The organism is Pseudomonas sp. (genome assembly GCF_035554175.1).
In the GTDB taxonomy this organism is placed as follows: Bacteria; Pseudomonadota; Gammaproteobacteria; order Pseudomonadales; family Pseudomonadaceae; genus Aquipseudomonas.
Genome location: NZ_DATMIV010000033.1, coordinates 18,077 through 33,863, shown reverse-complemented (window position 1 = coordinate 33,863; position 15,787 = coordinate 18,077). Strand labels below are relative to the sequence as shown.

Here is a 15,787-nt window from a genome sequence, read left to right as displayed (position 1 = left end):
AAGCATAGTTAAGACTCGCTCAGTGTGCCTTGATCAGCCAGCGACAATTGCTGCTGCAGAGCCTGTTCCAGTTCGAGCATCGCCTGGCTGGTGGCCGCCCAGCGGCGGGCGATCTCCTGGGTGGGGAGTGCTTGCACACAAGCTTCTTCCAGGGCGTCACAACATTCGATCAACCGCGTGGCCTGCGCAATACGTGCCGCGCCCTTGATCTTGTGGGCGACCACCGCCAGGGCCTGGCGATCATCCTCGGGCGACAGCGTGAGCAACTCCTGGCGGTCGAGGCGGCTGCTTTTGAGCAGCTCCACCAGCATGCGGCGTGTCTGCGCCGGATTGCTGCCGGTCAGCAGGCTCAGGCTCTGCAGATCGAACACCGATGCACGGGCAGTCGGCGTGATCCCGTCGATCCATTGCCCGAGCAAGGTCAGGCTCAGTGGCTTGAACAGGCAATCGTTCATGCCGGCGAGTTTGCAGCGCTGGACTTCCTCGGGCTGGGCATTGGCCGTGAAACCCAGCACTGTGCACGGCGGGCGGCGATTTTGCAGTTCCAGCTGGCGAATCGCACGGGTCATCTCATAGCCGTTCATCAGGGGCATGTTGCAATCGACGATCACCAGGTCGAAATGATCAGCCTTCCACCGCTCCAGGCCGTTGCAGCCGTCCTCGGCTATGCTGAAGCGATGCCCGAGAAATTCCAGTTGCTGACACATCAGCAAGCGGTTGGCCGGATGGTCGTCGACCACTAGTACATGCAGAGGCGTTGCGCAAGGCTTGATGACGCCCTCGCTTCGTGGCGGATTTAGCTGTGCCGGCAGGCTGTCCAGCGGCAGCGACACACAGACTTGAGTACCAATCCCGGGCTGGCTGCTCAACTGCATTTGTCCGCCCATCATTTCGCAGAGGTTGCGGCTGATGACCAGCCCCAGCCCTGCGCCGCTTCTGGCTTGAGGGCTGGCATTTTCCGCTTGGGCAAACGGTTCGAACAAGCGCTGTTGATCTTCGGCACTGATACCGACACCGCTGTCCTGCACGGTCAGTTGCATCAAGGCCCGTCCAGGTGCATCCGCCGTCATCAGATCCAGCGTAATGCGCACATGCCCATGCTCAGTGAATTTGATCGCGTTACTGACCAAGTTGGATAGCACTTGCTTGAAGCGCAGCGGATCCAGATGTACGTCCACGGCCGGGTTCGGCGGGTTGAAGACGACTTGCAAGGCGAGGTTTTTCTGCCGGGCGAGCCCATCGAAGATGCGCGCGACGGACGTCACTGTGTCGACCAGATTGATCCATTCCGGACACAGGCTCAGACGCCCGGATTCGATGCGGGCAATGTCGAGAATATCGCCAATCAGCCCCAACAGATCCTTGGCAGAATGGTAGGCAGTGTCGATCGATGCGCGATCCGGATGCTGGGGCTCAATGCGTTTCAGGGTCAGTTCGAGCATGCCGATCACGGCGTTCATCGGCGTCCGGATTTCGTGGCTCATGGTCGCCAGGAACGTGCTCTTGGCCCGATTGGCCTCGTCCGCCCGCTCTTTCGCCGCGCGCAGTTCCTCGAACAATTGGCGGCGTTCGCTGATATCGATCCAGCCGCCAATGATCCCTTTGACCTCGCCGCTCGAATCGCGATAGGGAAGTATCCAGTGGTAGATCGTCAAGCGGCGGCTGCCGATGTGCAGGGGCCGATCGAGTATCAACGGAATGCCTTCGGCGATGACTCTCTGGTAATCGGCCTGGAACGCTTGAGCTTCGAAGGCATTGCTCAGCGTGCCCTGCATGACGCCCTTGCCAACGATGTCCTCGCGTCTGGCGTTGAACGCTTCGAGGTAGCTGTCGTTGCAACTTTGCAGCAGACCCTGGCGATCGCGAACGTAGATGGGATGCGGTGTGCCGTTGACCAGCGAGCGCATGAACTCCAGTTGATCGTTCAGCGCACGCTCGGCTGCCTGGCGCTGTTTGATCTGATGACGCATGTAGGCGTTCCAGGTCAATAACAGCAGCAGGATCAGGCCCGCGCCGGCCATAACCTGATAGAACAGGCGCTGGTAGTTTTGCCAGATGTTCTGCGAGGCGGTGGAGTAACCGCGCCAGCGACCGTTGATCACACCGAGTTCTTCCGGAGCGATGCTCAGCAGTGCCTTGTTGATGATCGACGCCAGTTCAGTGTTGTCACGGGCGGTCGCCAGCGAGAAGGCGGCCTGGCCGGTGCCGATGGTGGTGGTGATTTGCAGCGGCCGGGCAAAGATGCGCGATGAAATGAAGTAATTGGCGATCACCAGTGAATTCACTGCTCCGTCGACATGGTTGTCGGCCAGCAACGACACGGCGCTGAAGGTATCGGGTGTTTCGATCAGCTCGATGCCGGGAAACTCTCGTTGCAGGTACTCGACCAACGGATTGCCCTGGGCGATCGCCAGCCGCTTGCCTTTGAGCTGACCCAGATTGGTCGGGCTGTCGGCGCTTTTGCGCGTCAGCAGCACGTAGGAATTTTCCAGATAGGGGCGGCTGAAGCTCAGGGTTTTTTCGCGTTCGGCGGTGGGCAGCAGCGCGGCGATCAGGTCGGCCTTGTGATTGTCGATTTGCCTGATCATTTCCGCGTCATTGCGACTGCGCTGTACCTCGAAACGCAACCCGGTGCGCAAGCGGATCAATTCGAGCAGATCGGCACTGATGCCGCGAAAGTTGCCGGCGCTATCGAAGAACGTCAATGGTGCATAGGCCTCATTGACCACCACACTGACGATGGGATGTCGCTTGAGCCAAGCCTCTTCGCGTTCGGTCAGTTGCAGTTTCTTGTCGGTGAGCAGCAGGTCGCTGCCGGCGCTCCAGCGTTTGGCAATGTCGTCGCGCTGGCTACTCGGGATCGCTGCGAGCACTGTGTCGATAATGCCCAGCAGGGGTAGATTGCTGCGCCGTACGGCGAAGCTGAAGCCTTGGGCTTCCTGCTTGCCGAAATTGGCCATGCGCACATTGTTGAGATAACCCTTGTTGATCATGTAATGGGTGGAGAGGGTGTCGCCGAGAAAGACGTCGGCCTGGTCGAAGGCAACGGCGTTGATTGCATTTTGGTAGGACGGATAACAGGTGATGAGCGCCTTGGGATACATCGCTCTGATCTCGGACAGCGGCAGATAGTGATACACCATGCTCAGGCGCAGACCGGCCAAACCTTCGGTCAGGGAGCGGGTTTCATCCTCACGGGTCACCAGTACCGGTTGATCGACCGCGTAGGGTCTGGAGAGCGCGAGATTGGCGTTGCCTGCTTCATAACCGTTCGCCGTGCCGAGCAGGTCGATCTGGCCGTCGACCAAGGCGCGAATCGCGGCGTCGCGGGAGGGAAAGCGTTGCACCCGGATCGGTAATCCGGTGGCCTGGCCTATGATCCCGGTGTAATCGGCGGTGAGCCCTTCGTAGTCCTTGCCGCTGACGGTCATGTCGAAGGGCGGATAGTCAGGTGCGGAAGTGCCCAGTATCAGTTCGCTGCGAGTCTGCAGCCATTGCCGTTGAGACGGTTGCAAGACAACCTGAACGGCTTCGGTTGCCGAGCGGCTGAGCAAGGCGTAGTCCGGCGACGCGCCTGGCACGGCAGATGCGTTGGTACCCAGGCACAGGATTGCGCTCAAGGCAATTAAATAGTCCTTCAGACGGCTGGGCATGCGGGGTCTCACACAAGTGCGTTGCGTTTGGCCATCTCGATAAGTTCTACAAGGGATCTGGCTTTGAGTTTTTGCATCAGGCGTTTTTTGTAAGTACTGACGGTCTTGTTACTTAGAAACATGCCTTTGGCGATTTCCTTGTTGGTGCGTCCCTGAGCAAATAACTGCAGTACCATCAGTTCGCGGTCGTTGACCGATTTGAATAGTTCAAGTTCGGCATATCGAGTGTCATCACTGCGAACCGGATTGAGTGCCTGGCTGGGGAAATAGTTATAACCGGAAAGCACTGCTTTAATTGCGCTGACCAGTTCGCTCAAGTCTTCCTGCTTACAGACATATCCCGAGGCGCCGGATTGCATGCAGCGGATTCCGAATAGCGTAGGACACTGTGCGGTCAGAATCAGGATCTTGAAGTTCGAGCCCATGCTGTTGAAGCGAGCCAGCACTTCGAGGCCGTCCAGTTTGGGAATGCTGACATCGAGAATGACCAGGTCGGGCATGCACTCACGGACCATCTGCATGGCATCGACACCGTTATCGGTCTCACCGACGACCTTGTAGCCTTCATGTTCCAGGAGCATTCGCACGGCGAGGCGGATCACCGGATGATCGTCGACAATAAAAACGGAGTTCATAAATAGAGTCCCATGCAAGCATGAATAAAGCGCGCACCTTAGCTCAGATGCACGAGCACTCGCATGGACTGGTAGTGTCGCGACTACGTTATCGGATTAATCCTACGTGCAATGAAGAAAGGGACTACGTCAAAATTAGGTTTGACGTAAGGAAGTACCGAGCTGCCGCTGGCTTGTGGTTGGAAATATCCGTGGGCAATGAGTGGTGTCCGAATCTTCTGTCGGCGTTTAAAGTTGTGTTTAACGAGTTCTGGTTGTTTTATTTATTTACATGTTTTTAGCGAAATCATATCCGCCGCAGAGTTGAAAGAGCGTTCGATGGGTAGACCTCATAGCGCCTTCAGCCGGCCTGGGCGACGGCCGGCCGAAGGCGAGCGATCAGTGACTTGAGCGCCCGGTCATTTCCAGCGCCATGTCACTGGCGTAACTGTCAGTCATGCCGGCGATGAAATCGATCATGCGCAGAAACGAACTGTGCAGCGAACCCTGTGGATCCGGCGCATTGTTGCCGAGCAAGTCGAGAATACGTCGGCTTTTGAACGACGGTGTACGCCCGTTGTGTTGCTCCAGCGCTGCGCCGCAGAACGAGTTGAGCAGGATCTCCAGCGTTGTATACGCGCCAATTTCATGCAGGGTTTTGCGTTTGTCCTGAAAGATCTTCTTGCGGGCGATGTCCTTGGCGTTCAGCACGCAGCGTTTCGCCGGCCCGTGCATGTGTTCAACCAGATCGCCGTGCAGCGTGCCGGCCAGCAGTGCGTCCTGCTGTTCGACAAAGGCGCGCGCCGCCGCGTTGGTCAGATGTTCGATGGCCTTGCCCCGCAGGATCGCCAGTTTGCGCCGGCGGGAATCCTGCGGGCCGAGCTGACGATAGGTTTCCGGCAGGTCGTCACCGACCAGCCCGAGCAGCAGTGATTCGACTTCGGCGTATTCGAGCAGCTCCATTTCCAGACCGTCTTCCAGATCGATCAGCGCATAGCAGATGTCATCGGCAGCCTCCATCAGGTACACCAAGGGGTGGCGTGCCCAGCGCTGGTCTTCGAGCTGCGGCAGGCCCAGCTTGTGGGCGATCTGTTCGAGCAAGGACAGTTCGCTCTGGTAGCAACCGAACTTGTGCTTCTTGTAACCAAGAGAATCGGCGTGGCGCGCGGTCCACGGGTACTTCAGATACGTCCCCAGCGTCGCGTAGGTCAGGCGCGTGCCGCCATCGAACTGGTGATATTCGAGCTGGGTCAACACGCGAAAGCCTTGAGCATTGCCCTCGAAATTGAGGAAGTCACCGCGCTCGGCTTCAGTCATGCCGTCCAGCCAGCCACGTCCGGCAGCTTGTTGAAACCAGTGGCGAATGGCGTCTTCGCCGGAATGGCCGAACGGCGGGTTACCGATGTCGTGAGCCAGGCAGGCCGATTGCACCACCATGCCCAGGTCGGCCGGGTCGCACCATTCGGGTAATGCGTTGCGCAGGGTTTCGCCCACGCGCATGCCCAGCGAACGTCCTACACAGCTGACTTCCAGCGAGTGGGTCAGCCTTGTGTGAATGTGATCGTTGCTGGTGACCGGATGCACTTGAGTCTTGCGTCCCAGGCGGCGGAATGCGCCGGAGAAGATGATGCGGTCATGGTCTTTGTGAAAAGGGCTGCGGCCAAGTTCTTGCGGGCTGTGCAGCGGCTTTCCAAGGCGTTCGCGGTTGAGCAGGGTATGCCAATCCAAGGCTGATTCTCTCCGTCTGGTGACTGATCGCCCTAGCTTCCCGGTTCGGCTCTGTGCCTGCAAGCAGAACTACAGACCCGTCGCATTCATGGCGATCAGCAGCAGGGGGCGCGATAACCGGCGGCAGAACTGTCGATGGTGACGCCAGCATGCGCGCGGGATGAATCTCCCAAAAAGGAGCTTCATCCCGGCGTCATTACGAAAATGTAGCCAGAGGATCGATTCAGCGCTTGCTGGAACTGTGCATGACCAGTTTGATCAGTGGCCCCAGGGTCGTGCCAAGTCGCAGCAGTCGGGTCAAACCGCCAGCGCCTGTGCGCCTGGAGCCTTTACCGCTGAGGAAGCCCAGCAGCGTCACCGCCGCCACGCCCCACAGCGGCGCGTGCTTGATGCCGAAGCCGTCCTGCACGTTCTGCTTCATGCCACGCATGCGCTGCAACGGTAGCAGCACTTGTGCGGTTTCATGACGGATTTCCTGACGGCGCATTTCCATGCGCAGACGGATTAGCGCCTTGCGCATCTCCCGGCGCGAGCTGTTATGCGGAAGTTCAGGCAGGCTCATGGCAGCAGACGCTCCCGGTCGTTGGCCAGCTCTTCGAGCGTGCCGTGGAAAGGCGAGGACTCATCGAAAATCGCTGCCTTGAGACGCAGGCCGCAGAAGATCGACGCCAGCGTGTAGAAAACGCACAGGCCGATGATCGCCGGCAGACGGTATGTGTCCCAGAAAATGATCATCACCAGCGTCGACAGCCCGACCAGCAACAGCAGGGCGAAGACCAACGCCAGACCGGCAAACAGCAGCAGGCTCACGGTGCGGGACTTCTGCTCCTGCAATTCGATGCCGAACAACTCGACATGGCTGTGCAGCAGGCCCAGAACGGCGGCGCCGAGTCGGCGCGAGGAGGAGGCGGTGCCCGCAGTCGGGCCGGATTCACCGATCGACATGATCAGCGCCGAGTGGCCAGCAGGCCGATCAGGAAACCGACGCCGGCAGCGATGCCGACCGACTGCCACGGGTTAGCCGACACGTAATCTTCAGTGGCGGTGACCGCAGCCTGGCCGCGCTCGCGCAGGGTGTCTTCAGTCAGCTTCAGGGTTTCCCGGGCGCGCAGCAGGCTGTCGTGGATCTGCGCGCGCAGCTCATCTGCCTGATCGCCAGCGAGGGTCTTGGTGTGCTCGAGCAAGCGTTCGGTATCGGCGACCAGGGTCTGGAAGTCGTTCATCAGGATTTCTTGAGCAGTCGTTGCCTTGATGCTGGCCATTGGTGGATCTCCGTAGGTGGCTTTGAAGCGTTCGAGTATGAGCCTTGCGTGAAGGTTCAGTACAAATGACTGGTACAACTTTTGCTGCACCTTGGTGCGTCGCCCAGCGCGTATGCGCTGTTGCCGGGCGTTGAAGCAGGAAAACTGTAATTCATTTGCTGGCGGTTCGTGACAGGACATCGACCTTGTGCGCCAAAGCGGGTCATCGAACATACGAATCGATGACTGCAAAGTCGCAACTTGGTGCATGAAATGCCCATACGAACTGCTTTGGTGCTTTTTTAGCCTTCAGGTCTGCCTCCTTATGGAAAATCTGCAAAGCGCTGTGGACACCCTGGTTCACAGCTCCAACACGTTGTTCATTCTGATCGGCGCGGTGATGGTGCTGGCGATGCACGCCGGTTTTGCCTTTCTGAAAGTCGGCACTGTCCGGCAGAAGAACCAAGTCAACGCGCTGTCGAAAATTCTCAGCGACTTCGCCGTCTCGACCCTGGCCTATTTCTTTATAGGCTATTGGATCTCCTATGGCGTCACCTTCATGCAACCGGCGGCGGTGCTCAGTGCCGACCACGGCTATGGATTGGTGAAGTTTTTCTTCCTGCTGACGTTCGCGGCCGCGATCCCGGCGATCATTTCCGGCGGCATTGCCGAGCGCGCGCGGTTCGTGCCGCAACTGTGCGCGACGGCGTTGATCGTGGCGTTTATCTACCCGTTCTTCGAAGGCCTGATCTGGAACGGCAATTTCGGCTTGCAAGCCTGGCTGGCGGCGCAGTTCGGCGCTGCGTTCCACGACTTTGCCGGTTCGGTGGTGGTGCATGCCATGGGCGGTTGGCTGGCGCTGGCCGCGGTGTTGTTGCTTGGCCCGCGCAATGGTCGTTATCGCGATGGGCGCCTGGTTGCGTTCGCGCCGTCGAGCATTCCATTTCTGGCGCTGGGCTCGTGGATCCTGATTGTCGGTTGGTTCGGCTTCAACGTGATGAGCGCGCAGACGCTGCAAGGTGTAAGTGGTCTGGTCGCGGTTAACTCGCTGATGGCCATGGTCGGCGGCACCGTCGCTGCGTTGATCGTCGGGCGCAATGACCCGGGCTTTCTGCATAACGGCCCGTTGGCCGGGCTGGTGGCGATTTGTGCCGGATCCGATCTTATGCATCCGGTCGGTGCGCTGGCGACGGGCGCCATTGCCGGCGCGTTGTTCGTCTGGTGCTTTACCGCCGCTCAAGTCAAATGGCGCATCGATGATGTGCTGGGGGTGTGGCCTTTGCACGGTTTGTGTGGCGTATGGGGCGGGATTGCCTGCGGCATCTTTGGTCAGACCGCAATGGGTGGTCTGGGCGGCGTCAGCCTGATCAGCCAGTTGATCGGCACCGTGCTCGGCGTCGCGGTGGCGCTGATTGGCGGCTTTGTCGTGTATGGCGCGATCAAGGCAATGCATGGACTTCGCCTGAGTCAGGAGCAGGAGTATTACGGCGCCGACCTGTCGCTGCACAAGATCGGCGCGGTGAGCCAAGACTAGATCTCCTCATCATTGGCTCCGGGATAAAAACCGTGGAGCAGGCGATAGCGATCGGCGCGTACCTGATCGACTTTCTCCTGCACCTGATGCGCAGGCACGCCGAGCATGATCAGCGCGTGGGAGGCGAGCATCAGGCTCGATTCCAGTAACTCCGGCACCACTTCGGTGGCGCCGGCAGCTTTCAGCTCAGCCGATTGGCTGTCGTCGCGGGTGCGCACCAGGATGGGCACCTGTTGGTTGAGCCGGCGGGCTTCCCTGAGAATGCGCAGCGCCACTTCGCTTTGATCCACGGCAATCACCAATAGCCTGGCGCGCAACAGGCCCACTGCAGTGAGCAGGTCGCCGCGTGCCGAGTCGCCGTAATGCACGTCGCTATGCCCGGATGCAGCTTCCTGCACCCGTACCGGGTCATTATCCAGCGCGACATACGCTTGCCCGACATTGCCCATGAAGCGCCCGATTGACTGCCCGACACGACCGTATCCGCAGATCAGCACATGCTGGTCGAGGTCGGCGTTGAGTGCGCTGATCTGTTCGATTTGCGCTGCCTGATTGGGCTTGCGGTGCAGGGCGGCGGCAATGCGCGGCGCTGCACGCAACAGCAGCGGCGTGAGCAGCATCGAACAAAACGTCGCCGCGAGCAGCAGGGCTCCTGGCTCGGCAGGCAGCAGGCTGTTTTGTTGCATCTGCGCCATCAATGCAAAACAGAACTCGCCACCCTGCGCCAGAGCCAGGCCGCTCCGCCACGCCGTTTCGCTGTCACTGCCGCGCCACTTCACCAGCAGCGCCACCACCATGCCCTTGATCAGCATCAGGCCAAGGGTCAGTGCGATGATCAACAGGCTGTGACTGACAAACAGTTGCAGGTCGATCAGCATGCCGATGCTGACGAAAAACACCCCTAGCAGGATGTCGCGGAACGGCCGGATGTCGGCCTCGATCTGGTGTCGGTAGTGGCTTTCACCCAGCAGCATGCCGGCGAGGAACGCGCCGAGGGCAGGCGACAGGCCCAGCAAGTGCGTAAGCCAGGCGGTGAGCAGTACGATCACCAATGCCAGCAGGACGAACAGCTCTGCCGAGCGCGAGGCCGCCACTTCGTGAAACAACCGTGGCAGCAGCCAGCGACTGGCGAGCAGCAGGCCGAAAAACAACACCAGGGTCTTGCCCAGGGTCAGCGGCAAAGCCCAGTACCAGGGCTGCTCGCTGGTGCCGGCGAACACTGGCACCAGTGTCAGCAGCAACACTGCGACCACGTCCTGAAACAGCAGCACACCGACCGCATTCTGCCCGTGGCTGCTGAATACTTCACCGAGGCTCCCCAGTTCCTTGGTCACAATCGCGGTGGATGACAACGATAGACCGGCACCGAGCATCAGCGCGGGCATCAGCGACATTCCCAGTCCCATCAACAGCAGCCCGAGCAGTGCCGTGCTGATCAGCACCTGCTGACTGCCGAGGCGAAACACCACCTGACGCAAGGCAATCATCTTCGACAGGGAGAACTCCAGCCCCAGCGAGAACAGCAGAAACACCACACCCAGCTCAGCGACATCCGGCAGGTGTTCGCTCTCGTTGACCCAGTCGAATGCGTTCGGCCCGACCAGCAATCCTACGCACAGGTAACCCAGCACCGGCGGCAAGCGCAGGCGCCGGAACAGGGCAATCACCACCAGGGAGGAGGCGAGGATGATCAACAGATTTGCAAACACGGGACACTCCGCTGTCAGGGCGTTGGCCTCTCAAGCGTAGAGGCAAAAAGTCCGCGAGGATGGCGCGATTGCAATGTGCGCGGAATGATTTGCGTCAGGATTTTGCGCCGGGAGCGTTCCGCCCTTTGAGCGGCGGTGGGTCGACGAGGATTCGGGGCCGTCCTAAAATGAGTTCACTTGTTTTCCGGTAACGCCGTCATGCCTCCTGAATGTCAGCTGTTCGGCACCCTCGGGTGTCATCTGTGTGAAGTCGCCGAAGCCGAGCTGATGCCGTTGGTCGAGCATGGTCTGCTGGTTGAACTGGTGGACATTGCCGATAATGAATCGTGGTTCGAAAAATACAGCTTGCGCATTCCGGTACTGCGGCGTGTCGACACGGGTGCTGAGCTGGATTGGCCTTTCAATGCCGATGAGATCGTGGCGTTTTTACGCTGACGCAGATTGTCTTCTTCATTCCGCTGGTCGCAGCAACCCATCCTTGCGTTGGCACTCCCTGGCTTCTTCGGTTACTGTATGCCCATACAGCAATCGAGTCAGAGGGATGAACCGTGGTCAATGTCGAACAGTTGAAGAGCAGCGTTAACCGGATGTCGGTCGACGTGGTGCGCGAGGCGGTCCTCGAATTGCGCCTTGACGGGCTGGTCACGGAAGGCAAGACGCCGTTCAACAAGCTGCATTTCAATACCTGCTTTGCCGAGATCGAGGCATTGTTTCAGCGCGCCGGCTATCACAAGCAACTCGATGTCGTCGGTTATCAGGGCTTGCTGTATGCCCTGTACGATCCGGGTCGCTGGGAGGCGGTCGATGTGTTGCGCTGGCTGAAGGAGTTCACGGAGGCGGCGGCGCTCAAGTCGATTCCGGCCTGAAGAATTCATGCTAGGTGGCTTGGTCTCAGTGCTGGATAATGCCGGCCTGCATTGAGGATTTGTAGTGCGTATGTCCACTCCCGCTTTTTCTGCTGCGCAAAATCAGGCCAGCACGTTGTATTTGCCACCCGGTCCGTGGCTGACGGTCCTCGATTGTCTATGCGAGCGCTTCAGTGCCATCGGACGCGAGCAGTGGCTCGACCGGATTGCCCGGGGCCGGGTGCTGGATGCCCAGGGTCAACCGATAGCGCTGGACTTGCCGTACAAGGAAGGCTTGCGGATTCATTACTTCCGGGAAGTACCAGACGAAAAACCGATCCCGGTGATCGAGTCGATTCTGTATGCCGACGAGCATCTGGTGGTCGCCGACAAACCTCACTTTCTGCCAGTAACGCCGGCCGGGGAATACGTCGAACAGACCCTGCTGCGCCGGTTGATTCGTCAGCTGGATAATCCGCATCTGGTGCCGCTGCACCGCATCGACCGACATACGGCAGGGCTGGTGATTTTCTCGGCCAATCCGCAGACCCGTTCGGCCTATCAGTCTTTGTTTCCGACGCGGCAGATCGACAAACGCTATGAGGCGATCGCCCCGGCGCTGCCCGATCTGGTTTTTCCTTTGGTGCACAAGAGCCGACTGGTCGATGGCGAACCGTTTTTCCGCATGCAGGAAGGGCCGGGTGTCAGCAACACCGAGACAGCGGTGGAGGTGCGCGAAAAGAATGGCGACCTGTGGCGCTACGGTCTGTTTCCGGTGACCGGCAAGAAGCATCAGCTGCGCGTGCACATGACTGCACTGGGAGCGAGCATCTGCAACGATCCGTTCTATCCCGTCGTATTGAAGGATGCTGAGGACGACTACGCCAATCCGCTGAAGCTGCTGGCGCAAGGTTTGCGATTCATTGACCCGGTAACGGGTCAAGCGCGAGAGTTCGAGAGCCGGATCACCTTGCAGTGGTGAAGCCTGATCAACTTTTGCTGCGCCCATGAAAAAGCCCGCATATCAATGCGGGCTTTTCTGTATCCGGTTGGGCCCAGAGCTTACAGCTCTTTAACGGTGCGAACCTGATCCTTGTTGATGCGGGTTTCTTTGCCGTCCAGCTGCTGGAACTCGTAGAAGCCCGAATCGTCATCGTATTTCGGGGTGTCGACGGCCTGGATTTCGCGACCGTCATTCAAGGTGATCACTGTTGGCGAGGAGCAACCGGCGAGGGTTGCCAGGCCCAGTGCGAGCATGAAAGTGGCGAGGGTCCGTTGAGTCATGAGTGTGTCTCCGAATGAGAAATCTTCTGGTTACTGAGCTTGAGACGTAAACAAGGCGCGAGAGTTCCTTGGATAGTGTCAGTCTGACACAGTGTTGTGCAGATGTAACAATTCGGGAGTGTTGAGGTTGGCCAGTCGCGGGTCGTTGTCGGGGCACTGCAAAGCCGTGGCGTCGAGATTGCGCATGACCCGCCCCGGGCTGCGTTCGCCAGCGTACCAGGCCGTTTCGAACGCTGGCGACAGAGCCACAGGAATCACGCACAGCAGCGGTTCCCAGTGATCGCCATGGCGCAGCATTAAAGGTTTTTCACGTTGCTCAAAGGCAGTGACGAGCATGGCTTGCAGCAACGCCTGGTCGATTCGCGGCACGTCGCAAGGCAACACCAACAGATGTGAATAGCGTGCCGCTTTCAGACCTGCACGAATACCGGCCAACGGTCCCGGGAAATCGCCTTCATCGTCCATGACCAACTGATCGGCATACACGGCATAACGTTCGCGATTGCGGTTACACGAGATGATCAGATCGTCGGTCAGCGGCCGGACCTTACGCTGCAAATGCGCAACCAACGGCTCGCTTTGCCATTCGATCAGTCCCTTGTCCTGGCCGCCCATGCGTTGCCCGCGCCCGCCTGCCAGAAGCAGAACGGAACAGGGCGGCAATTGGCTGTGCAGGGGCATGACTACTCTCCAGAGGGGCGGCGGAAAAATGGGCCGCTGTGATATAACACCGGGCTGTTTCCCCTACAACTGGAAGAGCCTATGAAAGCCAAGGCTGATGTACCTTTCGTGCCGCTCAATATAGCGGTGCTGACTGTCAGCGACACTCGAACGCTGGAAACCGATACCTCCGGTCAGGTCTTCGTCGATCGTTTGATCGCGGCGGGACACGCACTGGCCGAGCGCGTACTGCTCAAAGATGATCTGTATAAAATTCGTGCGCAAGTCGCTAACTGGATTGCCGACGATGTGGTGCAGGTGGTGTTGATCACTGGCGGCACCGGCTTCACTGGCCGCGACAGCACGCCGGAAGCAGTGGCGTGCCTGCTCGATAAGCAGGTTGATGGGTTCGGCGAACTGTTCCGCCAGATCTCCGTGGCCGATATCGGCACCTCGACCGTGCAATCCCGCGCTTTGGCCGGTCTGGCCAACGGTACGCTGGTGTGCTGCCTGCCGGGGTCGACCAACGCTGTGCGCACCGGGTGGGACGGCATCCTCGCCGAACAACTGGATGCCCGTCATCGCCCGTGCAATTTCGTCACGCATCTGAAGCAGGCGGCGCCTTGTGAATCCCGTGGGTAAGCCGGGCAAGACCGGCAGTCTGATGCCGGTCGAAACCGCACTGGCGCGCCTGCTGGACATGGCCGATGCGTCGCGTATCGCCGAGCATGAGTATCTGCCGCTGGCGCAAACCGAAGGTCGGGTGTTGGCCGAGGATCTGATCTCGACGCTGGATCTGCCACCTTGGCCGAACAGTGCCATGGACGGCTATGCCTTGAGTCTGGCTGACTGGCAGGGCGAGCCGTTGCCGGTCAGTCAAAAAATCTTTGCAGGACAAGCGCCGGAGCCCTTGCAGCCCGGCACCTGTGCGCGAATCTTCACCGGCGCACCGCTGCCGCCGGGTGCCGATTGTGTCGAGATGCAGGAAAACGCCGAGGTTCAGCCCGACGGCCAGGTGCGCTTCATCGAGACGCTGAAGGCGGGTCAGAATATCCGTCCGCAAGGCCAGGAAACCACAATCGGAGAATTGATTCTGCAAGCCGGGACCCGGCTGGGACCTATTGAACAAGGCCTGGCCGCGTCATTGGGCTGTGCTGGTCTGAACGTCGTGCGCAAGCCTCGAGTGGCGGTATTGTCCACGGGAGATGAACTCGTCGAACCCGGTCAGGCTCTGGGGCCGGGGCAGATCTACAACAGCAACCGCGTGCTTCTGTGCAGTTGGCTGCAGCGTCTGGGCTGCGAAGTGGTTGATGGCGGAATCCTGCCGGACGATTTGCCCGCCACACGCAGCCGACTGGGCGAGCTGCACAAGGTCGATCTGATTATTTCCACCGGCGGTGTATCAGTCGGTGAAGCGGACTTTCTCGGCATTGCATTGCGCGAAGAAGGCGAGCTGGCTCTCTGGAAGCTGGCCATCAAACCGGGGAAACCGTTGACGTTCGGCCATTTCCGCAATGTGCCGGTTATTGGCTTGCCCGGCAATCCCGCCTCGACGCTGGTGACGTTCGCGTTGCTGACGCGGCCTTATCTGTTAAGGCGCCTGGGTGTGCAGGATGTCGAGCCGCTCAAATTCGCGTTGCCCGCAGCTTTTGCCTGGCCAGTGGCCGGAAATCGCCGCGAATACCTGCGCGGCCGTCTTGAGCAGGGGCGGGCGATCATTTACCGCAACCAGAGCTCGGGTGTGCTGCGCAGCGCGGCGTGGGCAGACGGACTGGTGGAAGTTCGCGAGGGTCGTACGTTGAATGAGGGCGATGAAGTGAGCTTCATTCCACTCAGCGACCTGCTGGGATAGACCGTCTCGCTTATGCACGCGCGGCTGATACAGGCGGCGCGTGCACCGATTCATTCGGTCAGTTGCTGATCAGTGTCACCAACTGATCGAAGCGGCTGTTGGCCACCCATCCCAGCAGGCCCAGCACGACCGCGGTCGCGCCTGCCGAATATGCCAGGCGGTGTTTTATCGTTCGGACATCATTGAGCATTTCGTCCATGTCGCGGCGCATATATTTGAAGTGGGTTTCCAGCTCGCTGACACGGGGTTCCATATCAAACTCTCCAGTGGACTTGGCGCTGTTACAGAAATCTGATTTTTTATTCGCACGACTTTCGGCGAGAGCGGCGACCGGGCTCACCGGTGCCTTGGTTTCATGGTTTTGCATGAAAGCACTCGCCGAGCGTCTTGAGTATAAGTTTGCAGGCTTTCAGATCTTTTGATTCATGAAGAAGAATCGGGGGGTATCCGTTCATTTCCGGCACATCCTTGTGTTGTTGGGTTGAAGGTTGATGCTGCCAGCACACGGTGACCCAATGGTCAGGCGGGGTCAATTAAGCCGATTCCTCTTGTTTCGTAAGAAAAAATACCGCTGTGTAGGACGCCATCTTCTCTCAAGAGGAATTAATTGCCAGTCTCGCGGCTTTTTTACGGTGTGCAGCGGTCAAGATGTCTCAACCGATTCGAT

General features: G+C 59.2%; 16 protein-coding genes. 6 read left to right on the top strand and 10 right to left on the bottom strand.

The window, feature by feature from the left end:
• Nucleotides 1-8: 8 nt before the first annotated feature.
• The 6 genes from VNV36_RS15965 to VNV36_RS15940 all read right to left on the bottom strand — a co-directional run bounded on the left by VNV36_RS15965 (nt 9) and on the right by VNV36_RS15940 (nt 7,257).
• Complete coding sequence (locus tag VNV36_RS15965; protein WP_325718601.1) at nt 9-3,653, bottom strand: transporter substrate-binding domain-containing protein; 3,645 nt, start codon at nt 3,651-3,653, stop codon at nt 9-11.
• A gap of 8 nt (nt 3,654-3,661) precedes the next feature.
• Nucleotides 3,662-4,288 carry a response regulator gene (locus VNV36_RS15960; RefSeq protein WP_325718600.1) on the bottom strand — a complete coding sequence of 209 codons (627 nt, stop codon included), beginning with the start codon at nt 4,286-4,288 and terminating at the stop codon, nt 3,662-3,664.
• 378 nt (nt 4,289-4,666) lie between these two features.
• On the bottom strand, nt 4,667-5,995 hold the full coding sequence (locus VNV36_RS15955; protein ID WP_325718599.1) for a deoxyguanosinetriphosphate triphosphohydrolase: 1,329 nt from the start codon (nt 5,993-5,995) through the stop codon (nt 4,667-4,669).
• Between the two features lie 223 nt (nt 5,996-6,218).
• On the bottom strand, nt 6,219-6,557 hold the full coding sequence (locus tag VNV36_RS15950) for a hypothetical protein (RefSeq protein ID WP_325718598.1): 339 nt from the start codon (nt 6,555-6,557) through the stop codon (nt 6,219-6,221).
• The gene (locus VNV36_RS15945; RefSeq protein WP_325718597.1) at nt 6,554-6,940 is read right to left on the bottom strand and encodes a phage holin family protein; all 387 of its coding nucleotides are present in this window, start codon (nt 6,938-6,940) and stop codon (nt 6,554-6,556) included. The genes VNV36_RS15950 and VNV36_RS15945 overlap by 4 nt, the downstream gene beginning before the upstream one ends.
• 2 nt (nt 6,941-6,942) lie before the next feature.
• The gene (locus VNV36_RS15940; RefSeq protein ID WP_325718596.1) at nt 6,943-7,257 is read right to left on the bottom strand and encodes an ElaB/YgaM/YqjD family protein; all 315 of its coding nucleotides are present in this window, start codon (nt 7,255-7,257) and stop codon (nt 6,943-6,945) included.
• Between the two features lie 304 nt (nt 7,258-7,561).
• Between VNV36_RS15940 and VNV36_RS15935 the strand changes: the two genes are divergently transcribed.
• The gene (locus VNV36_RS15935) at nt 7,562-8,770 is read left to right on the top strand and encodes an ammonium transporter (protein WP_325718595.1); all 1,209 of its coding nucleotides are present in this window, start codon (nt 7,562-7,564) and stop codon (nt 8,768-8,770) included.
• On the opposite strand, the gene VNV36_RS15930 is transcribed toward VNV36_RS15935, so the two are convergent.
• Nucleotides 8,767-10,479: a cation:proton antiporter gene (locus VNV36_RS15930; protein ID WP_325718594.1), complete on the bottom strand. Its 1,713-nt coding sequence runs from the start codon at nt 10,477-10,479 to the stop codon at nt 8,767-8,769. The two genes, VNV36_RS15935 and VNV36_RS15930, sit on opposite strands and share 4 nt — an antisense overlap.
• Nucleotides 10,480-10,677: 198 nt before the next feature.
• Here VNV36_RS15930 and VNV36_RS15925 point away from each other — a divergent pair, with 198 nt between their 5' ends.
• The 3 genes from VNV36_RS15925 to VNV36_RS15915 all read left to right on the top strand — a co-directional run bounded on the left by VNV36_RS15925 (nt 10,678) and on the right by VNV36_RS15915 (nt 12,306).
• Nucleotides 10,678-10,914 carry a glutaredoxin family protein gene (locus tag VNV36_RS15925; protein WP_325718593.1) on the top strand — a complete coding sequence of 79 codons (237 nt, stop codon included), beginning with the start codon at nt 10,678-10,680 and terminating at the stop codon, nt 10,912-10,914.
• Nucleotides 10,915-11,027: 113 nt separating this feature from the next.
• Nucleotides 11,028-11,345 (top strand): hypothetical protein, encoded by a 318-nt coding sequence (locus VNV36_RS15920; RefSeq protein ID WP_016770837.1) that lies wholly within the window; start codon nt 11,028-11,030, stop codon nt 11,343-11,345.
• A 70-nt stretch (nt 11,346-11,415) separates the two neighbouring features.
• The gene (locus VNV36_RS15915) at nt 11,416-12,306 is read left to right on the top strand and encodes a pseudouridine synthase (protein WP_325718592.1); all 891 of its coding nucleotides are present in this window, start codon (nt 11,416-11,418) and stop codon (nt 12,304-12,306) included.
• A gap of 80 nt (nt 12,307-12,386) precedes the next feature.
• Here the strand turns inward: VNV36_RS15915 and VNV36_RS15910 are convergent, their stop codons facing one another.
• Together VNV36_RS15910 and mobA are read right to left on the bottom strand one after the other, a co-directional pair.
• On the bottom strand, nt 12,387-12,608 hold the full coding sequence (locus tag VNV36_RS15910; protein ID WP_016770600.1) for a YgdI/YgdR family lipoprotein: 222 nt from the start codon (nt 12,606-12,608) through the stop codon (nt 12,387-12,389).
• Nucleotides 12,609-12,686: 78 nt separating this feature from the next.
• Nucleotides 12,687-13,289, bottom strand: a complete 603-nt coding sequence (gene mobA / locus VNV36_RS15905) for a molybdenum cofactor guanylyltransferase MobA (protein ID WP_325718591.1) — start codon at nt 13,287-13,289, stop codon at nt 12,687-12,689.
• An 81-nt stretch (nt 13,290-13,370) separates the two neighbouring features.
• Between mobA and moaB the strand changes: the two genes are divergently transcribed.
• Together moaB and VNV36_RS15895 are read left to right on the top strand one after the other, a co-directional pair.
• Nucleotides 13,371-13,910 (top strand): molybdenum cofactor biosynthesis protein B, encoded by a 540-nt coding sequence (gene moaB / locus VNV36_RS15900; RefSeq protein ID WP_016770598.1) that lies wholly within the window; start codon nt 13,371-13,373, stop codon nt 13,908-13,910.
• Nucleotides 13,894-15,120 carry a molybdopterin molybdotransferase MoeA gene (locus VNV36_RS15895; RefSeq protein WP_325718590.1) on the top strand — a complete coding sequence of 409 codons (1,227 nt, stop codon included), beginning with the start codon at nt 13,894-13,896 and terminating at the stop codon, nt 15,118-15,120. The genes moaB and VNV36_RS15895 overlap by 17 nt, the downstream gene beginning before the upstream one ends.
• Nucleotides 15,121-15,178: 58 nt before the next feature.
• Here the strand turns inward: VNV36_RS15895 and VNV36_RS15890 are convergent, their stop codons facing one another.
• Entirely contained in the window at nt 15,179-15,487 is a 309-nt protein-coding gene (locus VNV36_RS15890) for a hypothetical protein (protein WP_325718589.1), read from the bottom strand.
• Between the last annotated feature and the right edge of the window lie 300 nt (nt 15,488-15,787).